Source organism: Chitinophaga rhizophila (genome assembly GCF_019492185.1).
GTDB lineage: Bacteria > Bacteroidota > Bacteroidia > Chitinophagales > Chitinophagaceae > Chitinophaga > Chitinophaga rhizophila.
Genome location: NZ_JAICCF010000005.1, coordinates 92,097 through 111,046 on the forward strand (window position 1 = coordinate 92,097; position 18,950 = coordinate 111,046).

The window sequence follows — 18,950 nt, forward strand, 5'->3', positions numbered from 1 at the left end:
TATGTCGTACCGTGTAATGTGTTTTATTCTTTGCGGCTTATTGCTCACGATTTCATGTAAGCAACTGATCAAAGTCGATTCTCCGGCGGATGAAATTCCTGCCGAAGCTATCTATACAGACGACCGTCTGGCAGATGCTGCCGTAGCAGATCTGTACTACCAGTTGTCTGATTATTTCCCAGGCAATATACTACCGGTCCTTAACGGGATGACGGCAGATGAATTGACTACACTCAATAGTAGTCAGCTGAAGTTTGTTAACAACGCAATACCTTCTGAGGATGTACAGGTATTGTCCTGCTGGAGGAAGTTGTACCAGGTAATATACGGCGCAAACGCCATGCTGGAAGGTATAACACAGTACAACGGCCTGTCTCCGGCAAAAGCAAGACAACTAGCTGGTGAGGCCATGTTTCTGCGTGCCTTTTCCTATTACTATCTGGTCAACTGCTGGGGAGAAGTACCACTCATCACAGTAACTGATATCAATCAGACAGCGCTGGCCCCTAATGCTCGTATCATTGCCATCTATCAGCAGATTACAAGAGACCTTTCAGATGCCAGCTTATTACTGTCTGCCTCTTATGTAACAGGAGAGAAGGTAAGGGCTAACAAGTGGTCAGTGCTGTCAATGCTGGCCCGTGTATACTTGCACCAGGGGAGGTGGGCAGAAGCTGCAGCCGCAGCCTCCCAGGTCATTAACGCCGGAGACTATACACCACTGATCTCATTGGATAGTGTCTTTCTGCGAAACAGCCGGCCGGCTATCCTGCAGTTATGGCGTCCCGAAGGCTATACTTTTATAGGACAGTTCTTTCTGCCGGCAGCCGCTACCAGCAACTTTTCCTTTTATCCGTTCACCAATGACTTTATGCAGGAGTTTGAACCGTCAGATAAGCGCAAAAGCAGTTGGACAAACTCCTTCGTCTTCGCAGGATCGCTATATTATAACGCATGTAAATACCGTAACAGGAGTGCGGCTGCACCTGGCAGGGAAGAGTATCTGATGATGCTGCGTATAGAGGAACAATACCTTATCCGCGCCGAAGCTGCCGCTATGCTAAATCAGACAAGCACCGCTATTGCAGACCTCAACGTATTAAGAGTAAGGGCCGGACTACCCCCCTTATCCGCAGATACCATGCGCGACTCCTGCCTGGTGTATGTAGAAAAGGAACGTCGCCGGGAGCTATTTACAGAATGGGGTGACCGCTGGATCAGCTTAAGCCGTACCCAAAGACTGGACAGTGTAATGAAAGCCCTGAAGCCGGGATGGAAAAAAACAGCGGCACTATATCCTATTCCACAGGAAGAACTGAACAGAAATCCTAATCTGAAACAGAATGAAGGTTATCAATAGGCTATCTTCATCAGGTATATATGTGTTTCACCATGCACCAACAGCTGATCTCCTTTCACAAACAACTGATTAATCTTAGTGCGTGCCGGAATATCCAGGTAAGAGCTACCCTTATATCTGCCGGATTTAATCTCATACATATCAATCACGGTATATTTTCCAAACATACGTTCATCATCATTGTCAGCTTTCAGTTTTGCCTGCACATATAATACCCCATTATCTGCGCAGCTGAACCCATTGACCATCTGATCAGGGCCTGCATTCATGTACACCTGACTTTTCTCATCTTTGTTAGTGGCTATACTGAACTTTGATACACTGAAGGTATCCAGCGTATGACCGCTGCTGACGAGTTGCAAAGTGCTGTCAAAGGTGAAAAATCTGTTGCTGTAGTAATATACATAAGTAAGCAATCCTGTGGTCCTGTCGTAAGTCATTGCGCCATCTGTGCTCATGCCGCCATCTCTGTGCAGTGTTGACAATCCTTTTTCCATATGCAGGCTGTCATTGTCAAGGGTGACACGTACAAACAGCTGGTCTTTCTCCTGGATGTGCAGCTTCCGTAGTACAAAGTGTTGATTGTCCCTTAATACCTGTGCCTGGGAGAAGCCGCCATGGTTATAACTTCGCTGTCGGGGCAAACGTATATTGCCTGCTCGCCCTGTCTCGCATACCGAAGGAATATTATATCCATATACAAAGAAACGATTGTTACTATACTGGGTGAAAAAGTATTCACTAACTGAATCTTTAAATGACGGACTAAGTTCTATCCGGAAGGTGTCAGCTATTGCATTAGCCTGAAGTGAGCTCGCAATGATAGTTGAAGGGTCACGTAGTACAGAGAAATAATACAGGCTGTCATCAGCGCCTGCAATATCCAGTATATTATTATTGCCGGTAGGCAGCGTGGCGGTTACAGGTAGCGGTGACGCTTCCAGGTATTGCCTTTTAAAGCCATTGGGTTGTTTATTAGGAGCAGGCGCAGTCAATACCAGTATGGCCACAATAAGGAATGCAGCTATCAGCAGTGATAGCAAGGTATAGATACTTTTTCTCATAAAAGATTAGATCGGAGCAAGGCAGGAAGCCTTATTGCAAGTGCTTCCTGCCATTAAAAGTTATCAGCTTTTTCTGATGATGGTGGTAATACCGGTCAGGCTAACAGCACATTGTACATTGTTGGCGCCAATACAGTAAAGTATTTTGATCTGGGCAGATGTACCAGTTACAATGGAATCATCATTCAGTAACCACTGCGTGTCCTGTTGCATTTTGCCTGCAACAGCAGTGCCGGCTGCGCATACGGCAGCGAAAAAAGCTAACGTGAGTGTCTTTTTCATGGTGTGTTTTGTTGAATAAAATGTAATGCCTACTCTGTTCTGAAGGTTTTCGGCTCCCCCTGTATTAAATGCCGTTTGGTCCGGAAATCAGAATCAGATAGCAGATTGTGTACGTATTTGTTTTACGTGCAGCAGTACCCCGATAGTTGATAATATGACAAAGACGATATTGAAAACAATGTGCGCGTCCCAGGAAAGATGTTGCAATACTCCACCGCAAGAACAAGGTATAAAATAACTTAGCCGTAGCATAGCTATCAGATAAAAAGTAAAAAGACTTAACAGGAAAAAAGAAAGATAAAACCCCAATAAACGTGTGCGGCTATACAAGAGAAGTCCCGCGATGATAATTTCCCCCAATGGTAATGCCCAGACGATAACAGATGCATATGAAGTGATAAAAGGCGATTGTCCCAATTGCCGTCGGAAGGTATGGTAGTCCAGTAACTTGCTTATACCGGTATATATAAAAAGGAAAACCAGTAAAGCTGAGAGGATATCGATTAACAATTTTCTTGACATAGGATATAACACTTCTCTAATATAGGATAAATTTCTAAATCATCTAAAGTATTTCTCAGGGATAATATAATGCGGCGGGTTAGTAAGGGTTATCAAAGGACAGATGTCGGAACAGCTGGAAAATGATCCTGCACATAATTGAGAAAGATTGTCAGCAATTGCTTCAAATCTGTTTCCATTGACTTTAACTTTGCACGGATATGTACCTGGTGGGTTCTAATATTTTCATAGTTGATGGCATTCATATCTTTCTCGCTCAGCCATGCCTGTTGCAAAGCCAGTTCACCGCGTAGCGCTTCAAAACGAGTATCCTGCTGGAGAAAGACATTATGGAAGTACTCCAGCCTGTCCAGCAGGGAACGGTCAAAGTGATATTGTAAAATATGGGCCAGCTGGGTCTTCAATGCAATATTGCGATTCTCCAACGCAGCCAGCTGTTTCCTAAAAGCGGTTAATTCATTCAGCAGAACTTCCATTACTAACTATCTTATCTGATGTAAAGATAGCAGCTTGCTGACCGGTAGCACAGGACTCCCATCAGCGGAAAAACTGATTTTTATCATCAATTCACCAGATTCGCCAATTTCTGCTCATTGAGGATAGTAATCACTCCCTGCTTGATCTCCAGCAGCTTCTCATCTCGGAAATCTCCCAGGGTACGGATCATCGACTCTGTAGCTGTACCGGCAATTGTTGCCAGGTTCTCTCTCGAAATATCTATAGAGAAAGGCTGATCGGTAACATGATGGTATTTCTTCTTCAGGAAAAGCAGTGCCTCTGCCACCTTCTTCCGCAGAGAGCTATAGGCCAGATGCAGCAGTTGCTGTTCCTTCTCTGTAATGTTTTTCGCCAGCAAACGTATAAACTGCTGCGCTACCTCACGGTTGTTATTGATCAGCGTTTCAAAGTCTTCTCTGGGAATGGCTGTCAGCTCGCATGCTTCCAGCGCTTCTGCATTCTCATGATAATTACTGCCTTCCAATAAGGCTACATACCCCAGAAATTCGCCGGCACTGTATAAGTTCACCGCCAGCTCTTTACCATCATTATTCACCTTATAGGTCTTCACGCGGCCTTTCTGGATAAAATAAAGGCTGGTAGGACGATTACCTTCCTGGTAAATCAGTTGTTTCTTCTTGTACCTGTCAGTGTTGCCTTCATCCATGAGCTTTTTCAACGGATTGGCTCCTGTGGCTGTCAATAGCAGTTGCTGTATTCCTTCCATGTCCGGAGGTATAACCTGTTTTTTAAGTTCTGACTTTTTTAGCCTGCTTTCCACTGCATTTAAAAGGTCGGTACCGCTGAAAGGTTTTGTGATATAGTCGTCAGCTCCCATCTCCATTCCCTTGCGAAAGTCTCCGCGCTCGCTCTTGGCGGTCAGGAATATAAATGGAGTGTCTTCGACTTCCCGGTGTTTCTGCAACAGGTGTAACACGCCATACCCATCCAGCACAGGCATCATAATATCGCACACGATCAGGTCAGGTTGGTGTTCCAGTGCCATCTCCACGCCGGTTTTCCCGTTTTCAGCCGTAAGAACCCTATAGTTTGCAAGTTCCAGTATCTCGGCAGTATTCTCGCGAATATCGTCATTATCTTCTATCAGCAGGATCGTTTTCATTTATAGTGCTATTCCTTTTAATTATAGTTGCCGGAAAGTAACCGTAAAGGTCGTGCCTTCATTCAGTCCGCTTTCACATGTAATATTTCCATTCATCAGTTCCGCATACCGGCTTACGATATGCAGACCAAGACCTGTACCCTGTATATTGCTTACATTCGCGCCCCTGAAAAAGCGCTCAAACAAATGTTGCTGGTCCTCCTGAGAAATGCCTATACCGGCGTCTTTCACCTTCAATATTACATTATTTCCGGTATGTTCTGTATGTACCTGTATAACAGTATGTTTTCCAGAGAATTTGATCGCATTCCCCAAAAGATTTAACAGTATATGTTTCAGCAGGGAAGGATCCAGCTGTACAGATGTAGCGCCCTTATGCTCATATGAAATGTGCTGACCTTCCTGCACAATATCCTGCATCTCCTGGATGATGGAATGTATATGTTGCTGTAAATCAAAGGTACTGGTGCGTACCTGTACGCCTCCTTCTTCAATCTTTCCCACCGACAGAAAATCATTCAATACTTCCGTTAACAGCGTCACTGACGATATAATCCGTTGTATATGTTTACTCCGTTTAGGCTGCTCTGCTTCTGTTATATACTGGTTCACCAGGAACGCAGATGACAGAATCGTACTGAGCGGCGTGCGGAACTCATGAGATGCCATAGACACAAAACGTGATTTCAGTTCGCTCAGCTCTTTCTCCTTATTCAACGCTGTCATTACCTCCTGTTTAGACTGTTCCAGCTGCTCCAATGCAGTGGTGAGCTGTTGCGTACGTTCGCTGATCTTATGCTCCAGTTCATTATTCAGCTTCTCAATCTTTTCCTCTGCCTTCTTCCGCTCTGTGATGTTATTAATATAGCAGATGACAAAGGCCCCTTCCTCATGCTCGTACTGGCTCAGACTGATCTCCACCGGAAACTCCGCGCCGTCTTTCCGCACTGCAAAGAGGTCCAGCCCAATACCCATAGGCCGGCTCTGCGGATGGTGATTGTAATGATCCCGGTGGCCTACATGCCGCTCTCTGAAGCGCTTAGGCATCAGCTTTTCAATATACTCGCCCATCAGCTCTTCCCGCTCATAGCCAAACTGCCTGAGGGCAAAATCATTGATCAGGACGATCTGTCCCCGCTGATTAGTCACCAGTATACCGATGCTGGCATAGTTAAACAACGCCTCAAAACGTTGCAGCTCTTTGTTATATTCTTTTTTGTAGATGCTATTACCCGGGAACATTGCTATCAGCTTGGTGAACCACTTCTTCTTCATACTTAATACTTACCGTTAAAAGAATATCTGGTAAATATAGTTTATAGACTGTAAAATTCCACCTCAGCACCATGTTCACATATGATCGCGGTCACCCTGCTGCCTGATAATGCTCATCTTTAACCGGGCATGCAGTATACCGGAGTGTTTGAACGGACTACCATTTTCCATAATGCATTGCAAATCAATGGAAAGTTATAAGGTGATCTGCTTTTCGACTATTTATCATCCCAAAAATATATGTGCATATGTCGCAATACCTGGCCGATTTGTCCGCCTGGTGTCGGTTAGTGTTTTACTCCATTCCATCACCAATTCGTCACCAGAAGGTCACTTCGATATCGCCGGGATATTGAGGTGACCTTCTGGTGACGAATTGGTGCCTGATAAATATGAATACCAGAGCGATACCATGTGGTAACTGAACTACGCAGACTGCTGAAACTGACGGAAAATACCAGTGTGAAAGGCAGAAAATTTCTATGCCTGGGACGGAGTTGCCCCGGCAAACAAATCATGATCAATACAAAAACGGGACAGATTATTACTTCTCTCCGGTATTCCGGCGAAGCCAATCCGCAGCCAGCAACGGCCAGGCTTTTCCGGCACTGTTATCCGGACGGAGGCCATACCCATGACCGCCTGTTGCGTAGATATGCAACTCTACTGGTACTTTGGCATCACGTAATGCACCTGCCATTACTAGTGCGCTATTGGCATAGGTATCATCGGCAGTGGCAAACAGGAAAACAGGCGGTGTATGTTTGTCAACCTGTAATTCCGGTGTAAGAGTACGGTTAGCCCCTTGATCGAGGTAGGCGGGATAGATGAGGAGTGCAAAATCAGGACGGGCAGACTCCTTGTCGCTGTCATCTACTGGAGTATAGGTTTGTTTATTATAGAGTGTACTTGCCCTGGCGCTCAGGCTGCCGCCGGCAGAAAATCCCAATACCCCGATTTTGTCTTTCTGAAGTTGCCATGTTGCTGCACGCCCTCTCACGATGCGAAGCGCCCGCTGCACATCCTGCAATGCGCCCTCTTGTTTCTGAGGCACGCGGTATTGCAGCACAAAAGCTGTATATCCTAACTGATTCAGCCACCGGGCTATTTCATAGCCCTCGAGATTAATGGCTAGTATCTGGTAACCACCGCCTGGACAAATCACTATGCCTGCACCATTCGCCTTGCCCTTTTCCGGCAGGAATACCTGCATAATGGGATCTGTAACATCGGTGAGTCGCGTTACGCCTCTGCTACTGTCGCTGGTTGGTACGGCGGCTTTCTTCGGTGCCGTTTCTCCAGGTACTGCTCCGGGCCACAGATATATGATATCTTTTTCCTGCTGTTGTGCAAATGCCTGCATAGTAAATACGGGTAATAAAAACAGATACAATAGTTTCTTCATACGGGGAAAGCTTTGTGTAACAAATGTAATAAAACACCCGACTTCATGGGTGCCTATTTCTGTAGGATACTGCTATCATTTCCATCACAGGAATGACTCGCGGTTTATGCCTGATAGCGTAACCAGGCGCTGACCAAGGTAGCTCCCTTTATGGTCTTTAATGGTGAAGAACAATAGCAGTCTTACTGAGTATTCATGACCTTATTTTCTGATAGCAGTTACCTAATAATCGTATGCTCAATTAATTATGAGGTGCCTCGCCGGACAAGTACTTCTACCGTACTACGATTCGTATGCAGGAGGAGAACGAATGATTATATTTGTTATGACTCAAAATAATCATCGTACCGCCGGGTACACAAATCACTATGCTATGAAAACAGCGCGTTTCATCGTCTTACTATTGCTATGCTGTATGTCTACAGCTTTCTCCCAGACGCTTACTGACGTTATTACCAGTGCCGAATGGGACGTATTATTTCCACACCGCTTTAATCCTGACGACCGTACCGGTGGAGGTACACTGCCTACAACGCCGGCAAAGGATTTTTATTCCTATGCCAACTTCACCGAAGCGGTACGAAGGATGTCCAACATCAAGATCATCTCCGAAAGGCGCTGTGCTACCAATGCCTACAAGCTGACCCGCGTTGATAAAACAACCGGTGCGACAGTGGTGATCCGCCTGGATCCTGATTTTAACACTTCACCCAATGCTATTATCCGCGAGGAAATAGACTATGGTACCTTTGCAGGAGAAGGTGATCTCACCGCCAGAAAACGTGAGCTTATGGCTTTCCTTGCCAATATCTCGCAGGAGACGACGGGCGGCTGGCCGACAGCTCCCGGCGGACAATACGCCTGGGGCCTGTATTTCAGAGAAGAGGTAGGATATGAAGGCACCAACAATATCGGGTACCGCGCAGAAGATGATGTAAACTATCCGCCTGCACCTGGTAAGTCTTATCACGGCCGCGGCCCTATTCAGCTGAGTTATAACTATAACTACGGACAGGCCAGTGAATTTATCTTCGGAGACAAAAACATCCTGCTGGCTAACCCGGAAAGGGTGATCCAGGAAGGAGTGATTGCTTTTCAGACAGGTATCTGGTTCTGGATGGCACAGCAATATCCGAAGCCTTCCTGCCATGACGTTATGATTCCCGGTAAATGGACGCCTACGGCAGCCCAGATTGCCAGCGGACTGAAGCCCGGATTCGGCGCTACTGTCAATATTATCAACGGGGGCGTTGAGTGTGGCAGCGGTACTGAGAATACCAAGGTGCTTGGTCGTATTGGCCACTTCCAGCGGTATACAGGTATTAAACAGGTGAGTATGGAGCTGAATGGCGGCAACAATCCTGCTAATTGCGGTTGTGCCAATATGCCTCGCTTCACTATTGATAATGCGGAATGTAGCCAGATCACCGCATTGACATTCACAGCTCCGGCCAATGGTATTATAGGCGTGACCTCTCTTTCGCCGGTTACGCTTGCAGTCAGCAAGAGCGATCCGAAGAATGAGATCACACAGGTATTCATTAAAGTGGGTGGGCTGCGGCAGGCAGGTGCCAGTATTCAATGGACACCCAACGCCTACGGGCAGCATACAGCGACTGCTGTCGGACTGAGGAACGGCAAGGACTCAGTAGTAAGTACGATTACGTTCACGGTCTGGAACAGTCAGACCTTTGAAGGTTGTGCGGCTTTACCGGCCTGGCAGTCGGGCAAAACATACGAGACTGCAGGTAATATTGTACGTTATAATGGCGTCATTTATCGTAGCCAATGGTGGGCAGGTCCGGGTGATATCCCCGGCACAAATACTACCTGGGCGGTAGTAGGAACCTGTAATGGTAATGGCGGAGATGGGGGAGGTACCGGTCAGTCCTGCGGTGGTGTAACCGGATGGACGGCTGGCGGTACTTATTTGCAGGGTAACAGGGTAGCTTATGGTAATAAAATCTACCAGGCTAAATGGTGGACACAGGGTGATCAGCCAGATATCAATACAGGTGATGCCAAGCCGTGGACGTTTATTGGCAATTGTCCGGTGGCCGCTGCAGGTGTAGTAACAACAGCAGTTAGTGAAGTGACAGTAACGAAAGGTGCTTTGTCGGTATATCCGAATCCGGTGACAGGTGATATATTGACAGTACGTGTAGATGGTACGGCTAAAGAGAGGCTGTTATTATCACTGGTGGACGGTACTACTGGTCAGCCGGTGCTGCAGCAGGTAGTGATGCCGGCAGGGAGAGCAGATCAGCAGGTACAGGTAAATATCAGTCAGATACCGGCAGGTACCTGGATACTGAAAGTAGATAAGGAAGGATATGGCGGAGTAGGTGCTAAAAAGGTTATTCGCATCAGATAAGATATTAAATTTTTAAGGGAACTGTAACCAAACGGGCTTTCTGTGCGTTAAGGGTACAGTTCCCTTTCCTTATTGAGGAAAGGGGTAAAAAAACAATATATATGAGGAAACCAATGATTGTCATGTTCCTGGCTGTATTTACCATGGCCGGATGTAGCAAAAAAACTACCCCATCAGCAGAAGGTCTGTCTTTTGCAAAAGTTGATGTAACAATGATTGAGAAGGCTGCCACCACCAAGGATGGTAGTACTAAAGTTTATTTCCGTGTCAATAATGGCTGCGGACAGTTTCACAAGTTCATCGAAAAGAACAGTGGCAATACCCGTACAATTACAGTAGAAGCGGTTTACAAAGGAATGATCTGTACTATGGATATGCCCATAAGGGAAACGACCTATAGATTCAACGAAAAGAAACCAGGTACTTATTATCTTCAGTTTGTATCAGGAGAAAATGAGTTTATCACTGATACAATTACAGTTAGGTAGTCAGTGTGTCCGCATAGTCAAATAAGCGGGTGCTTTGTTTCGGGTTAAAAAAGAAGGGATGAAGTACGAAACCTCATCCCTTTTTTATTTCCATCTTAAATCCCGAAAACTAGTAGTTGAATCCTTTGCGCTTATACATCCAGATGTTTCTCCAGCCATCACCCTGCTGTGCAAGGGTGAGTTCATTGGCAGTCAGTTTTACTATCACGTAAGTCACTTTATTGCCAAGGCTGATATCACTACCGATGATCTTCAGTGTCCTGTTGGCTGTATCCAGTTCAAACAGTGCTTTCCTGGCATTGCCGCCATGGCTTAGGGTATAGTTCTTTGCACCATTCAGATCAAATGTCATTTCATCGGCCTGTACGCCCTGTTCGGTCAGATAGCCAATGCCATTCTGCCACCACTCAGGAGCAGTAGCTTCTCCTGAACCATTACCATGACAGATGCCTCCCGGAATATCTGATGCCCACACCCAGGTTTTACCTTCCTGTTCGTTTGTCAGCAGGCTCCATAAGGGGCTTGCAAAGTACTCACGGTCATTTTCTGATACAGTGATATTGGTAGAGTCAGCAACAGGCCCTCCTTGCGTATACAGTGTATAACGGATGGTGTAGTCACCTGCGAAAGGCAGGTTGATGGTATCCATTTTTCTCTTAGAGAAGCCGCCGGTAAATTCCCAGAATGGGATATAGCTACCCTCTGTCTGGCTGTTCAGCATAACCACGTTGTCATGTCCTGGCTGCTGTGTTACGGTGAATTTCAGGTTGCTCGGTGATATACTAGGTCCTGCCATGCTCTCTTCGTCTTCCTTCGTGCAGGATACCAGCACGGTAGATAACGCCAGCAGGCATAAGGTGATATACTTTTTCATGATGCAGTTTTTTGTGGAATGATTCAACATTAATTCGCCCATCCTGGGTTTTGTTTATACACACCGCTGGAAAGGTTAATTTCCTGCTCAGGTATTTTAAACAGTCCCTGTGTTTCTGTACGGAAGTTTACTACGAACTGCGGATCGCTGCTGTTATTGTCAATAGCTGCTTTCGCTACGTTCATACCCTGGCGCAGCAGGTCCCAGTATCTTACTCCTTCCAGTGCCAGTTCCAGTCTTCTCTCTTCCATTATCAGCCTTTTACCATCAGCAGTGGTCAGCGTTTTTCTGCCGGAGGTACCCAGGAAAGCTCTGTCGCGTACCTGGTTGTAGTAGGTTTGCGCTTTGCTAAGGTTACCTTCCAGGTTCAGTTCTGCCGCCATCAGTAACACATCTGCATAACGGATAACGATGTTGTCAAAGTAATTATCGATCTGGAAGTTACCGCCTTTGCTGTCTGCATTGCCTTCATTTAACGGCTGGTATTTCTTCCAGAAATAGCCGGTATACTGAGACTGATCTCCTACAGCATAACCTGTCAGGTTTTCATCTTCAATAGAGATGATGGATGCATTCCTTCTGGTGTCGTTGCCATCATATGCATTCCACAGTCTAGGGTTCACAGTACCTGCACCCCAGCCTTTATAATAAGGGTTCAGTACCTGGTTACGGATGCCGATGTGTACCTGCATACGGTTACCGTTTTTCTGATCCCAGTTACCCAGTCCTTTGTGTGTAAATTTGATAGACCAGATAGTTTCTTTATTGTCCTCGCCAACGAAGGATCTGCCTGCAGCTTGCCACAAGCGCGGGAAGCTGTCTACCAGATCATAACCGCCTGTGGTGATGACATCTTCCAGGTAGTTAATAGCCTGTGCTTTGGTCACTACACCTGCCAGGTCATTCTGATTGTAGTAACCTGTGTAATACAGGAATACGCGTCCTATCAGTGACTCAGCTGCCCATTTGGTTACACGGCCATAGTTGGAGCCTGGAATACCTGCATAAGCGATAGCCGGTAATCTTTCTGCTGCAAACTTCAGATCTTCTGCAATCAGTTTATATACATCTGCAGGTGTAGCCTGAGGCGTGTTATATTCTGATACCGTCAGTTGTTTAGTTACCAGCGGTACATTGCCAAAGAAACGAACCAGGTCAAAATAGAAGTACGCTCTCAGGAAACGGGCTTCTGCTGCATATGTGTTTTTGAGTGTGCTGTCAGCACCCCAGTTTACACCTTCCAGCTTAGACAGTAATACATTGGCTCTGTAGATACCGGTGTAGTACTTCTGCCATACACCCAGGTTCATGTTAGATGACTCCTGACCACGATCCCATTGTTTCCAGGTCAGATCTGATGTGCCGCCGCCACCGAAACAGTTGTCACTGGCCAGTTCAGATACCAGGTGAATATTGTCGAAATCGCCGATGTTCAGCTGATTGTACACTGCTACCAGTGCCTGTAACGCCTGATCTGGATTTTGATAGAAGGAGGTTTCCGTCTGCTGATCAACAGGGGAGTGCTCCAGGAAGTCTTTGCTGCAGGCAGCAAAGACCGAGATAGCTATAATGGAAGCAAATATCTTTTTCATGTGGAATGATTTACCTGATTAGAATTTAACGTTCAAACCTACCAGTACGGTCTTAGGCTGCGGATAAGTACCCAGGTCAATACCAGATGCCCATCCGGTTGGACCATAGCCTACTTCAGGATCTACGCCTCTATACGAAGTGAAGGTGAACAGGTTGGTGGCTGCTACATACAATCTCAGCTGACCCAGCGGAATGTTTTTCAGCACCTGTTTGAAATCATATCCGAGGTTCAGACTCTTTACACGCAGGAAGGAAGCATTGTGAATATACAGGTCGGAAGAGCGGATCCAGTTTTGGTTCAGTTCAGAACCGTCTGTTACACGTGGTAAACGGTTAGAGCTGCCTTCGCCTGTCCAGCGACCTAGGATTTCTGTTGTGTAGTTGCTCAGCGGACGTGAGTAGTCATGCGTACCATCCCAGATCTGATTACCGTGTGTACCATAGAGGGCTGCAGAGAAATCAAAGCCTTTATAACCCAGGTTAATATTAAAACCATATGTAAACTTAGGGAATGGATTACCGATCTGTGTCTGATCTTTACTGTCAATTACACCATCGCCATTCAGATCCTGGAAGCGAACATCTCCGGGTTGTGCGTTAGGCTGGATGATCTTACCTTCTTTCGATACGTAGTTGGATACTTCCTGCTCATTCTGGAAGATTCCTGCGGTTTTGAAACCGTAGAAGTAACCCATAGGGAAGCCTACTTGTGCACGATAGAACTCAGGCATGCTGGCAAAGGTGATAGCAGTAGAACCGTTGATGATCTTTTCCATGTTTGGAATATCAGTGATCTCATTACGGTTGATGCCGATGTTACCATTAACGCCTACGCTCAGATCTTTGAATGTGTGGTTGTAACCGAGGGAGATCTCTACACCCTGGTTGCGTACGTTACCACCATTCAGCAGTACATTGGCAGCGCCTGATACTGCAGGTACGTTCACTGGTACCAGCCAGTCTTTAGTAGTCTTGCGGTATACGTCAACGGTGAGGGTGAAGTCTTTCAGGAAATTCGCATCAAAACCAATGTTTGCCTGCTCAGATGTTTCCCATTTCAGATCCGGGTTGGATATTCTGATTGGCGCTGCACCTACGAAAGGATTATCTCCGCTACCGAAGAAGTAACCCAGGTATTGGGTGGAGATGGTAGACAGGTATCCGAAGTAGCCCTGTGGCAGGTTACCGTTCTGTCCCCAGCCTGCACGGATCTTCAGGAAGTCCAGCCAGGTAGGTTTGAAGAAATCCTCATTGGTAGGTACCCATCCAACGGATACTGAAGGGAATGTAGCTCTGCGGTTATTAGGTCCGAAGCGGGAAGACGCATCTGATCTGAGTACGGCTGTGAACATGTATTTGTCCGCATAAGAGTAGCTCAGACGTCCGAAGTAAGAGTAAATAGTTGCTGTACTATCAGCGCCAAAGATACGTTGTGTACTATCTGTAGTACCATTGTTGATGACAGCATTGTCGAGGCCTGCTTTCGTCAGGTCCTGCTTGTATCCGTTCAGGAAGCTTTCAACACGTTTGTTGGCATTTGTACCTACCAGTACGCCAAAGTTATGTTTGCCTATTTCTTTCTGGTAATTGATGGTGTTATCCCAGTTCCATTCGTTTGCACGGTAGATACCTTGTGTAGCACGGGAACGTAAGTTGATCACGTTGGTAGAGAGTGCGTAGATCGGTAAGTAGCTTCTGGAATCTGTATTGCTGGTGCTGATACCAAAGTCGGTACGGATAGTCAGTCCTTTGATAGGAGATATCTGCAAATAGGTATTACCTATCAGACGATTGGTCCTGTCTCTATTCTGGTTCTGATAGTCCATCATAGCCACCGGATTAGCTTCTTCCGGATTGATAGGAGTAGGCTTACCGTAGTTACCATTTTCGTCATATACAGGGAACAGCGGACTGGTATTAAATACTGCACGGATACCATTGCTGTAGATATTACCTACACCGATACCTCTTTTACGGGACTGTGTGTAGGTCAGGTTCTCACCAAAGATGATGATGTCCTTATACATCTTATGTTCGCTGTTCATGCGGAAGGACACCCTGTCAAATTTAGACTGGCCGCCCACACCGATGATACCTTCCTGTTCTGTATATGCTACTGAAGAAGAGAATACAGATACATCATTACCACCGGCAAAGCTCAGGGAATGGTTCTGCATTGGCGCGTTCTTATTGTAGATAGCTTCCTGCCAGTCAGTGCCTTTACCCAGTCGGCCCAGTTCTTCCATGGTGAAGTATGGCTGGCTGCCTGAGTTGATAGCCATTTCATTCATGATCACACCATAGTCATGTGCGTTCAGTAATGCGACTTTATGCGAAGGGTTTTGTGTACCATAATAGGCATCATAAGTGATCTTCATGCTTCCTGCACGGCCTTTACGGGTTGTTACCAGTACCACACCATTGGCCGCTCTGGCACCATAGATCGCAGAGGATGCCGCATCTTTCAGTACATCCATAGAAGCGATATCAGAAGCATTCAGGTAAGTGATGTCGTAAGTAGGTACCCCATCCACGATGTACAGCGGATCGGCATTCCCTACAGTACTTGTACCACGGATACGCACTTTCATGCTCTCGCCTGGTTGTGCTGAGGTGGCAGTGATCTGTACACCCGGCGTCTGACCCTGCAATGCCTGGTCAACACGGAGGGAGTGGTTCTGCTCCAGTTGCTGTGTGTTCACATGGTCAATCGCACCGGTTACCAGCTTTTTCTTTTCGGTACCATAACCTACTACCACAATCTCGTCCAGACCAGTGGATCCTTCACTCAGATTAACGGTAAGAGAGGTTCTTCCTCTGGCTGACAGTACCTGTTTTGTAAAGCCTACAAGTGTTACCTCAAGCGAATCGCTGTCACTTACCTGCAAGCTAAAGCCGCCAGTACCATCGGTGATGGCACCGTTGTTGGTACCTTTGATACGTACGCTGGCTCCTGGTAGCGGACTATTATCCTTGCCTGTGGTCACTTTACCTGAAAGCGCCCGTTTGGGTGTCTGCGCCATTGCCACATTACCGGATAACATGGTTAGTATTAGCGCGCTGCTCAATCCGCATGATACCGGGATCATGCAGGCAGTCACAAAATCTCTGATTTTGTAAGCAGTTTTCATAATGTTAGAATATTAGTTACGGGATTTTTTTTTACTGATGGTCATACGTGAATTGGTATTCACAACGTGTTAAATGCACTTGTTCTTTTATCTCATTTACTCTGGTTAGTTTTTTAGTGAAACTTTCTTTTCAGTACCGTCATATCTGATGACAACCGCCTGTGCGTTATCAAAGTCCATACGTACTGGTTTTTCTTTTCCTGCCTTCACGATGCGGAATGTGCGCTGTTGCAGCATACCAGGGAATTTACCTTCCCGTTTGCCAATAGTCAGCGTCTTGTTCACGTCATCATATGTGAAAGGAATATTACTGTATTGTCCTTTTTCATAATTGTAGTTCACGCCTTCATCTTCGTAGAGAGTAAACTTCCCGTTATTGCCTGCATATACATACAATGTGATTGTATCTGCCGGGCGTTGCGCTGTGTACTGTAATGCAGGACCGAACGGAATAATGCTGCCGGCTTTAGCGTACAGCGGAATCCTGTCCAGCGGCGCATCCGCGGTAACATATTGTCCACCTTCCGTATAAGTTCCATCATACAGATTGTACCAGCCGGTGTTGGCAGGGAGGTATAACTTACGGCTACGCGCTTTGTAAGCATATACCGGATTAACCAGCAGCGCAGGACCAAACATAAACTGATCCCCGATCTGGCGTACGGCAGTGTCGCTACCGAAATCCATCATCAGACCACGCATCATCGTGTAACCTTTATGGTGAGTCTGTCCGGCCAGGGAGTAAATATATGGCATTAAACGGTAACGCAGCTTATTGTAATACACCATTGAATTATATTCGATGCTGTTCTCTGGTGCAATATTGAATGGTTCGCGGTAAGGATACTGGCCATGAGCGCGGAACAGCGGACAGAAAGCCCCGTACTGGAACCATCTCGCATTCAGCTCTCTCCATTCTGTCAGATCTTCACCCTTTGGATCCGGCTGATCATATTTATTTTCTACAAAGAAGCCGCCTATGTCTGTTGTCCAGTAAGGCATGCCAGACATACCAAAATTGAGACCTGCAGGTATTTGTCTTGCCAGTTCATCAAAACGGGAAGCGATATCGCCGCTCCAGGTAGCTGCACCATAACGCTGCATACCGGCGTAAGCGGAACGGGTCAGGATGAAGACGCGCTGATCAGGTTTCTCCTGGCGCTGTCCTTCATAAATGCCTTTCGCGTTCATCAATGCATAACCGTTAAAATATTGGGTAGATGGTCCTATCGCAGTAGGATTCATCAGTTGTTTACGGTAGTCGATGGATGCATTAGATAATACGTCCGGTTCTGTTGCATCCAGCCACCATGCATCTACACCTTTGCTGAACAGGTGTTTGCTGAGCAGTTCCCAGAACAGTTCGCGTGCGCCCGGGTTGAACGCATCATAGAATGTAGAAACATAACCCTTTCCAATCCAGTCCTTCACGCCGTCATTGATACTCTGTTTGTACAACCACCCTTTGTCATTAAAGAGTTTGTAGTTCGGGATGTCCTTGTAGAACTTCGGCCATGCAGAGATCATGAAATGGGTATTGTAAATATTGTGCAGGGAATCGATCATACCTTTCGCATCCGGGAAACGTGCCGGATCGAAATCCTGACTGCCCCACGCATCTTCTTCCCAGTATGACCAGTCCATCACGATATTGTCCAGTGGGATCTGCCTTTTACGGAACTCCTGTACAGTACTGATCACGTCGCGTTGTGTTTTATAACGCTCGCGGCTCTGCCAGTAGCCCAACGCCCATTTAGGTACGATGCTCGCCTTACCGGTCACAGTACGGTAGCCATTGATAACGTCATCCATCTGTTGACCGTACACGAAATAGTAGTCAATTTTTTCGCCTGCCTCTGAAGTCAGGGCCGCTTTATCTTTTAATATAGCCGGGGTAGGAGAGAGGTGTTTGAGCGATACAAACGCCTGGTCAGACTCCGGTATCCACTCTACCTTTATCTGATGTTGTTTACCCGGGGGCAGCAAGTGATTGAAAACGGAAGGACCAGGGTTCCAGCCTTCTCTCCATTTGTCCAGTTTTACCTGGCCGTCAATCCATACCTTCACATAACCGGAGGTCATCATGTAGAATTTCTCCATGCCACCTGTCTGGGAAGCTATATTTCCTTCCCAGGTAATTACACCTTTACCCATCGGGAAGCCAGCCGGCATTCTCTTAAGGTCAGGGAGGAAGGTAAAGTCCACCGCTGATTCCTGACGTTGCAGGAAGATGCTATCTGGTTTTTGCTGTAGGGCGTAAGTAGCAGTCAGACCACCGGTTTTGCCGGTTTTATCTGTCAACTGCAGACTACCTAACTGCTCATAGGCTCTGTCATCACCGAAACGGGTGATAGCGTAGTTATCCCAAAGGATGCCATAGTTTTTGCTGGATACCAGGAAAGGAATGACCGCTACAGAGTTATACTGCGTAAGGTTAACATCCTGGTCTTTGTAGTTCATCAGGCCTGTCTGGTGTTGTCCTAAACCGTAGAAAGCTTCATCTGCCGGCGACTCAAATACCTGTTGCAACTTGTAGAGGGGTTTACCATCTACGACAATGGGGCTGAATGTCTTCCCACCACCTTTCTTTTCCTGGAGTATTACGCGACCGTTCAGGTCTTTAAATACTACCTCGCCGGTGGTTAGGTCAATGCTCGCTACTAACTTGCTGGTTTTCAGGGTGACCTGATTGTTTTTCTCTTCACTGGTCCATTTCACCTCCCGGGTCCCGGATACGACGGCCATAAGGCTGGGAGTTGTAGATATGGAGTCTGCCGGACTGGCAGTTACTCTGATAATATTATCAGTAATAACCTGCAGTTTTACCTGTTTAACTCCTCCGGCAGTAGTCTTTTCTAACTTTACCAGTACTCCGTCTTTAAGTCTTTCGATTTTTCCTGCATAGGCGAATTGCATGCAGAATGTAAATGCTACGACCGAAAAAAGTCTCTTTTTCTTCAT

General features: G+C 46.4%; 14 protein-coding genes. 3 read left to right on the forward strand and 11 right to left on the reverse strand.

Annotated elements, in window-relative coordinates; translation table 11 throughout:
• Position 1 precedes the first annotated feature (1 nt).
• Positions 2-1,360 (forward strand): RagB/SusD family nutrient uptake outer membrane protein, encoded by a 1,359-nt coding sequence (locus K1Y79_RS24685; RefSeq protein WP_220252888.1) that lies wholly within the window; start codon positions 2-4, stop codon positions 1,358-1,360.
• Here K1Y79_RS24685 and K1Y79_RS24690 read toward each other — a convergent pair.
• The 7 genes from K1Y79_RS24690 to K1Y79_RS24715 form a co-directional block, all read right to left on the reverse strand.
• Positions 1,354-2,424 carry a hypothetical protein gene (locus tag K1Y79_RS24690; RefSeq protein WP_220252889.1) on the reverse strand — a complete coding sequence of 357 codons (1,071 nt, stop codon included), beginning with the start codon at positions 2,422-2,424 and terminating at the stop codon, positions 1,354-1,356. The genes K1Y79_RS24685 and K1Y79_RS24690 overlap by 7 nt on opposite strands.
• Before the next feature lie 63 nt (positions 2,425-2,487).
• Positions 2,488-2,706, reverse strand: a complete 219-nt coding sequence (locus K1Y79_RS24695; RefSeq protein WP_220252890.1) for a hypothetical protein — start codon at positions 2,704-2,706, stop codon at positions 2,488-2,490.
• A 93-nt stretch (positions 2,707-2,799) separates the two neighbouring features.
• On the reverse strand, positions 2,800-3,228 hold the full coding sequence (locus K1Y79_RS29605) for a MauE/DoxX family redox-associated membrane protein (RefSeq protein ID WP_394370783.1): 429 nt from the start codon (positions 3,226-3,228) through the stop codon (positions 2,800-2,802).
• 92 nt (positions 3,229-3,320) lie between these two features.
• Positions 3,321-3,704: a hypothetical protein gene (locus K1Y79_RS24700; RefSeq protein WP_220252891.1), complete on the reverse strand. Its 384-nt coding sequence runs from the start codon at positions 3,702-3,704 to the stop codon at positions 3,321-3,323.
• Positions 3,705-3,790: 86 nt separating this feature from the next.
• The gene (locus K1Y79_RS24705; protein ID WP_220252892.1) at positions 3,791-4,849 is read right to left on the reverse strand and encodes a response regulator; all 1,059 of its coding nucleotides are present in this window, start codon (positions 4,847-4,849) and stop codon (positions 3,791-3,793) included.
• Between the two features lie 21 nt (positions 4,850-4,870).
• On the reverse strand, positions 4,871-6,124 hold the full coding sequence (locus tag K1Y79_RS24710) for a PAS domain-containing sensor histidine kinase (protein ID WP_236059831.1): 1,254 nt from the start codon (positions 6,122-6,124) through the stop codon (positions 4,871-4,873).
• Positions 6,125-6,668: 544 nt separating this feature from the next.
• A complete protein-coding gene (locus tag K1Y79_RS24715; RefSeq protein WP_220252893.1) occupies positions 6,669-7,529 on the reverse strand; it encodes an alpha/beta hydrolase in 861 nt (286 codons plus the stop codon).
• Positions 7,530-7,902: 373 nt separating this feature from the next.
• Between K1Y79_RS24715 and K1Y79_RS24720 the strand changes: the two genes are divergently transcribed.
• Together K1Y79_RS24720 and K1Y79_RS24725 are read left to right on the forward strand one after the other, a co-directional pair.
• The gene (locus tag K1Y79_RS24720) at positions 7,903-9,903 is read left to right on the forward strand and encodes a glycoside hydrolase family 19 protein (RefSeq protein WP_220252894.1); all 2,001 of its coding nucleotides are present in this window, start codon (positions 7,903-7,905) and stop codon (positions 9,901-9,903) included.
• A 101-nt stretch (positions 9,904-10,004) separates the two neighbouring features.
• A complete protein-coding gene (locus tag K1Y79_RS24725; protein WP_220252895.1) occupies positions 10,005-10,391 on the forward strand; it encodes a hypothetical protein in 387 nt (128 codons plus the stop codon).
• Between the two features lie 109 nt (positions 10,392-10,500).
• Here the strand turns inward: K1Y79_RS24725 and K1Y79_RS24730 are convergent, their stop codons facing one another.
• From K1Y79_RS24730 to K1Y79_RS24745, 4 genes are all read right to left on the reverse strand, one after another.
• Positions 10,501-11,265 (reverse strand): hypothetical protein, encoded by a 765-nt coding sequence (locus K1Y79_RS24730; RefSeq protein WP_220252896.1) that lies wholly within the window; start codon positions 11,263-11,265, stop codon positions 10,501-10,503.
• 29 nt (positions 11,266-11,294) lie between these two features.
• The gene (locus K1Y79_RS24735) at positions 11,295-12,857 is read right to left on the reverse strand and encodes a RagB/SusD family nutrient uptake outer membrane protein (RefSeq protein ID WP_220252897.1); all 1,563 of its coding nucleotides are present in this window, start codon (positions 12,855-12,857) and stop codon (positions 11,295-11,297) included.
• Between the two features lie 18 nt (positions 12,858-12,875).
• Complete coding sequence (locus K1Y79_RS24740; RefSeq protein ID WP_220252898.1) at positions 12,876-15,989, reverse strand: SusC/RagA family TonB-linked outer membrane protein; 3,114 nt, start codon at positions 15,987-15,989, stop codon at positions 12,876-12,878.
• 105 nt (positions 15,990-16,094) lie between these two features.
• Positions 16,095-18,950 carry a TIM-barrel domain-containing protein gene (locus K1Y79_RS24745; RefSeq protein WP_220252899.1) on the reverse strand — a complete coding sequence of 952 codons (2,856 nt, stop codon included), beginning with the start codon at positions 18,948-18,950 and terminating at the stop codon, positions 16,095-16,097.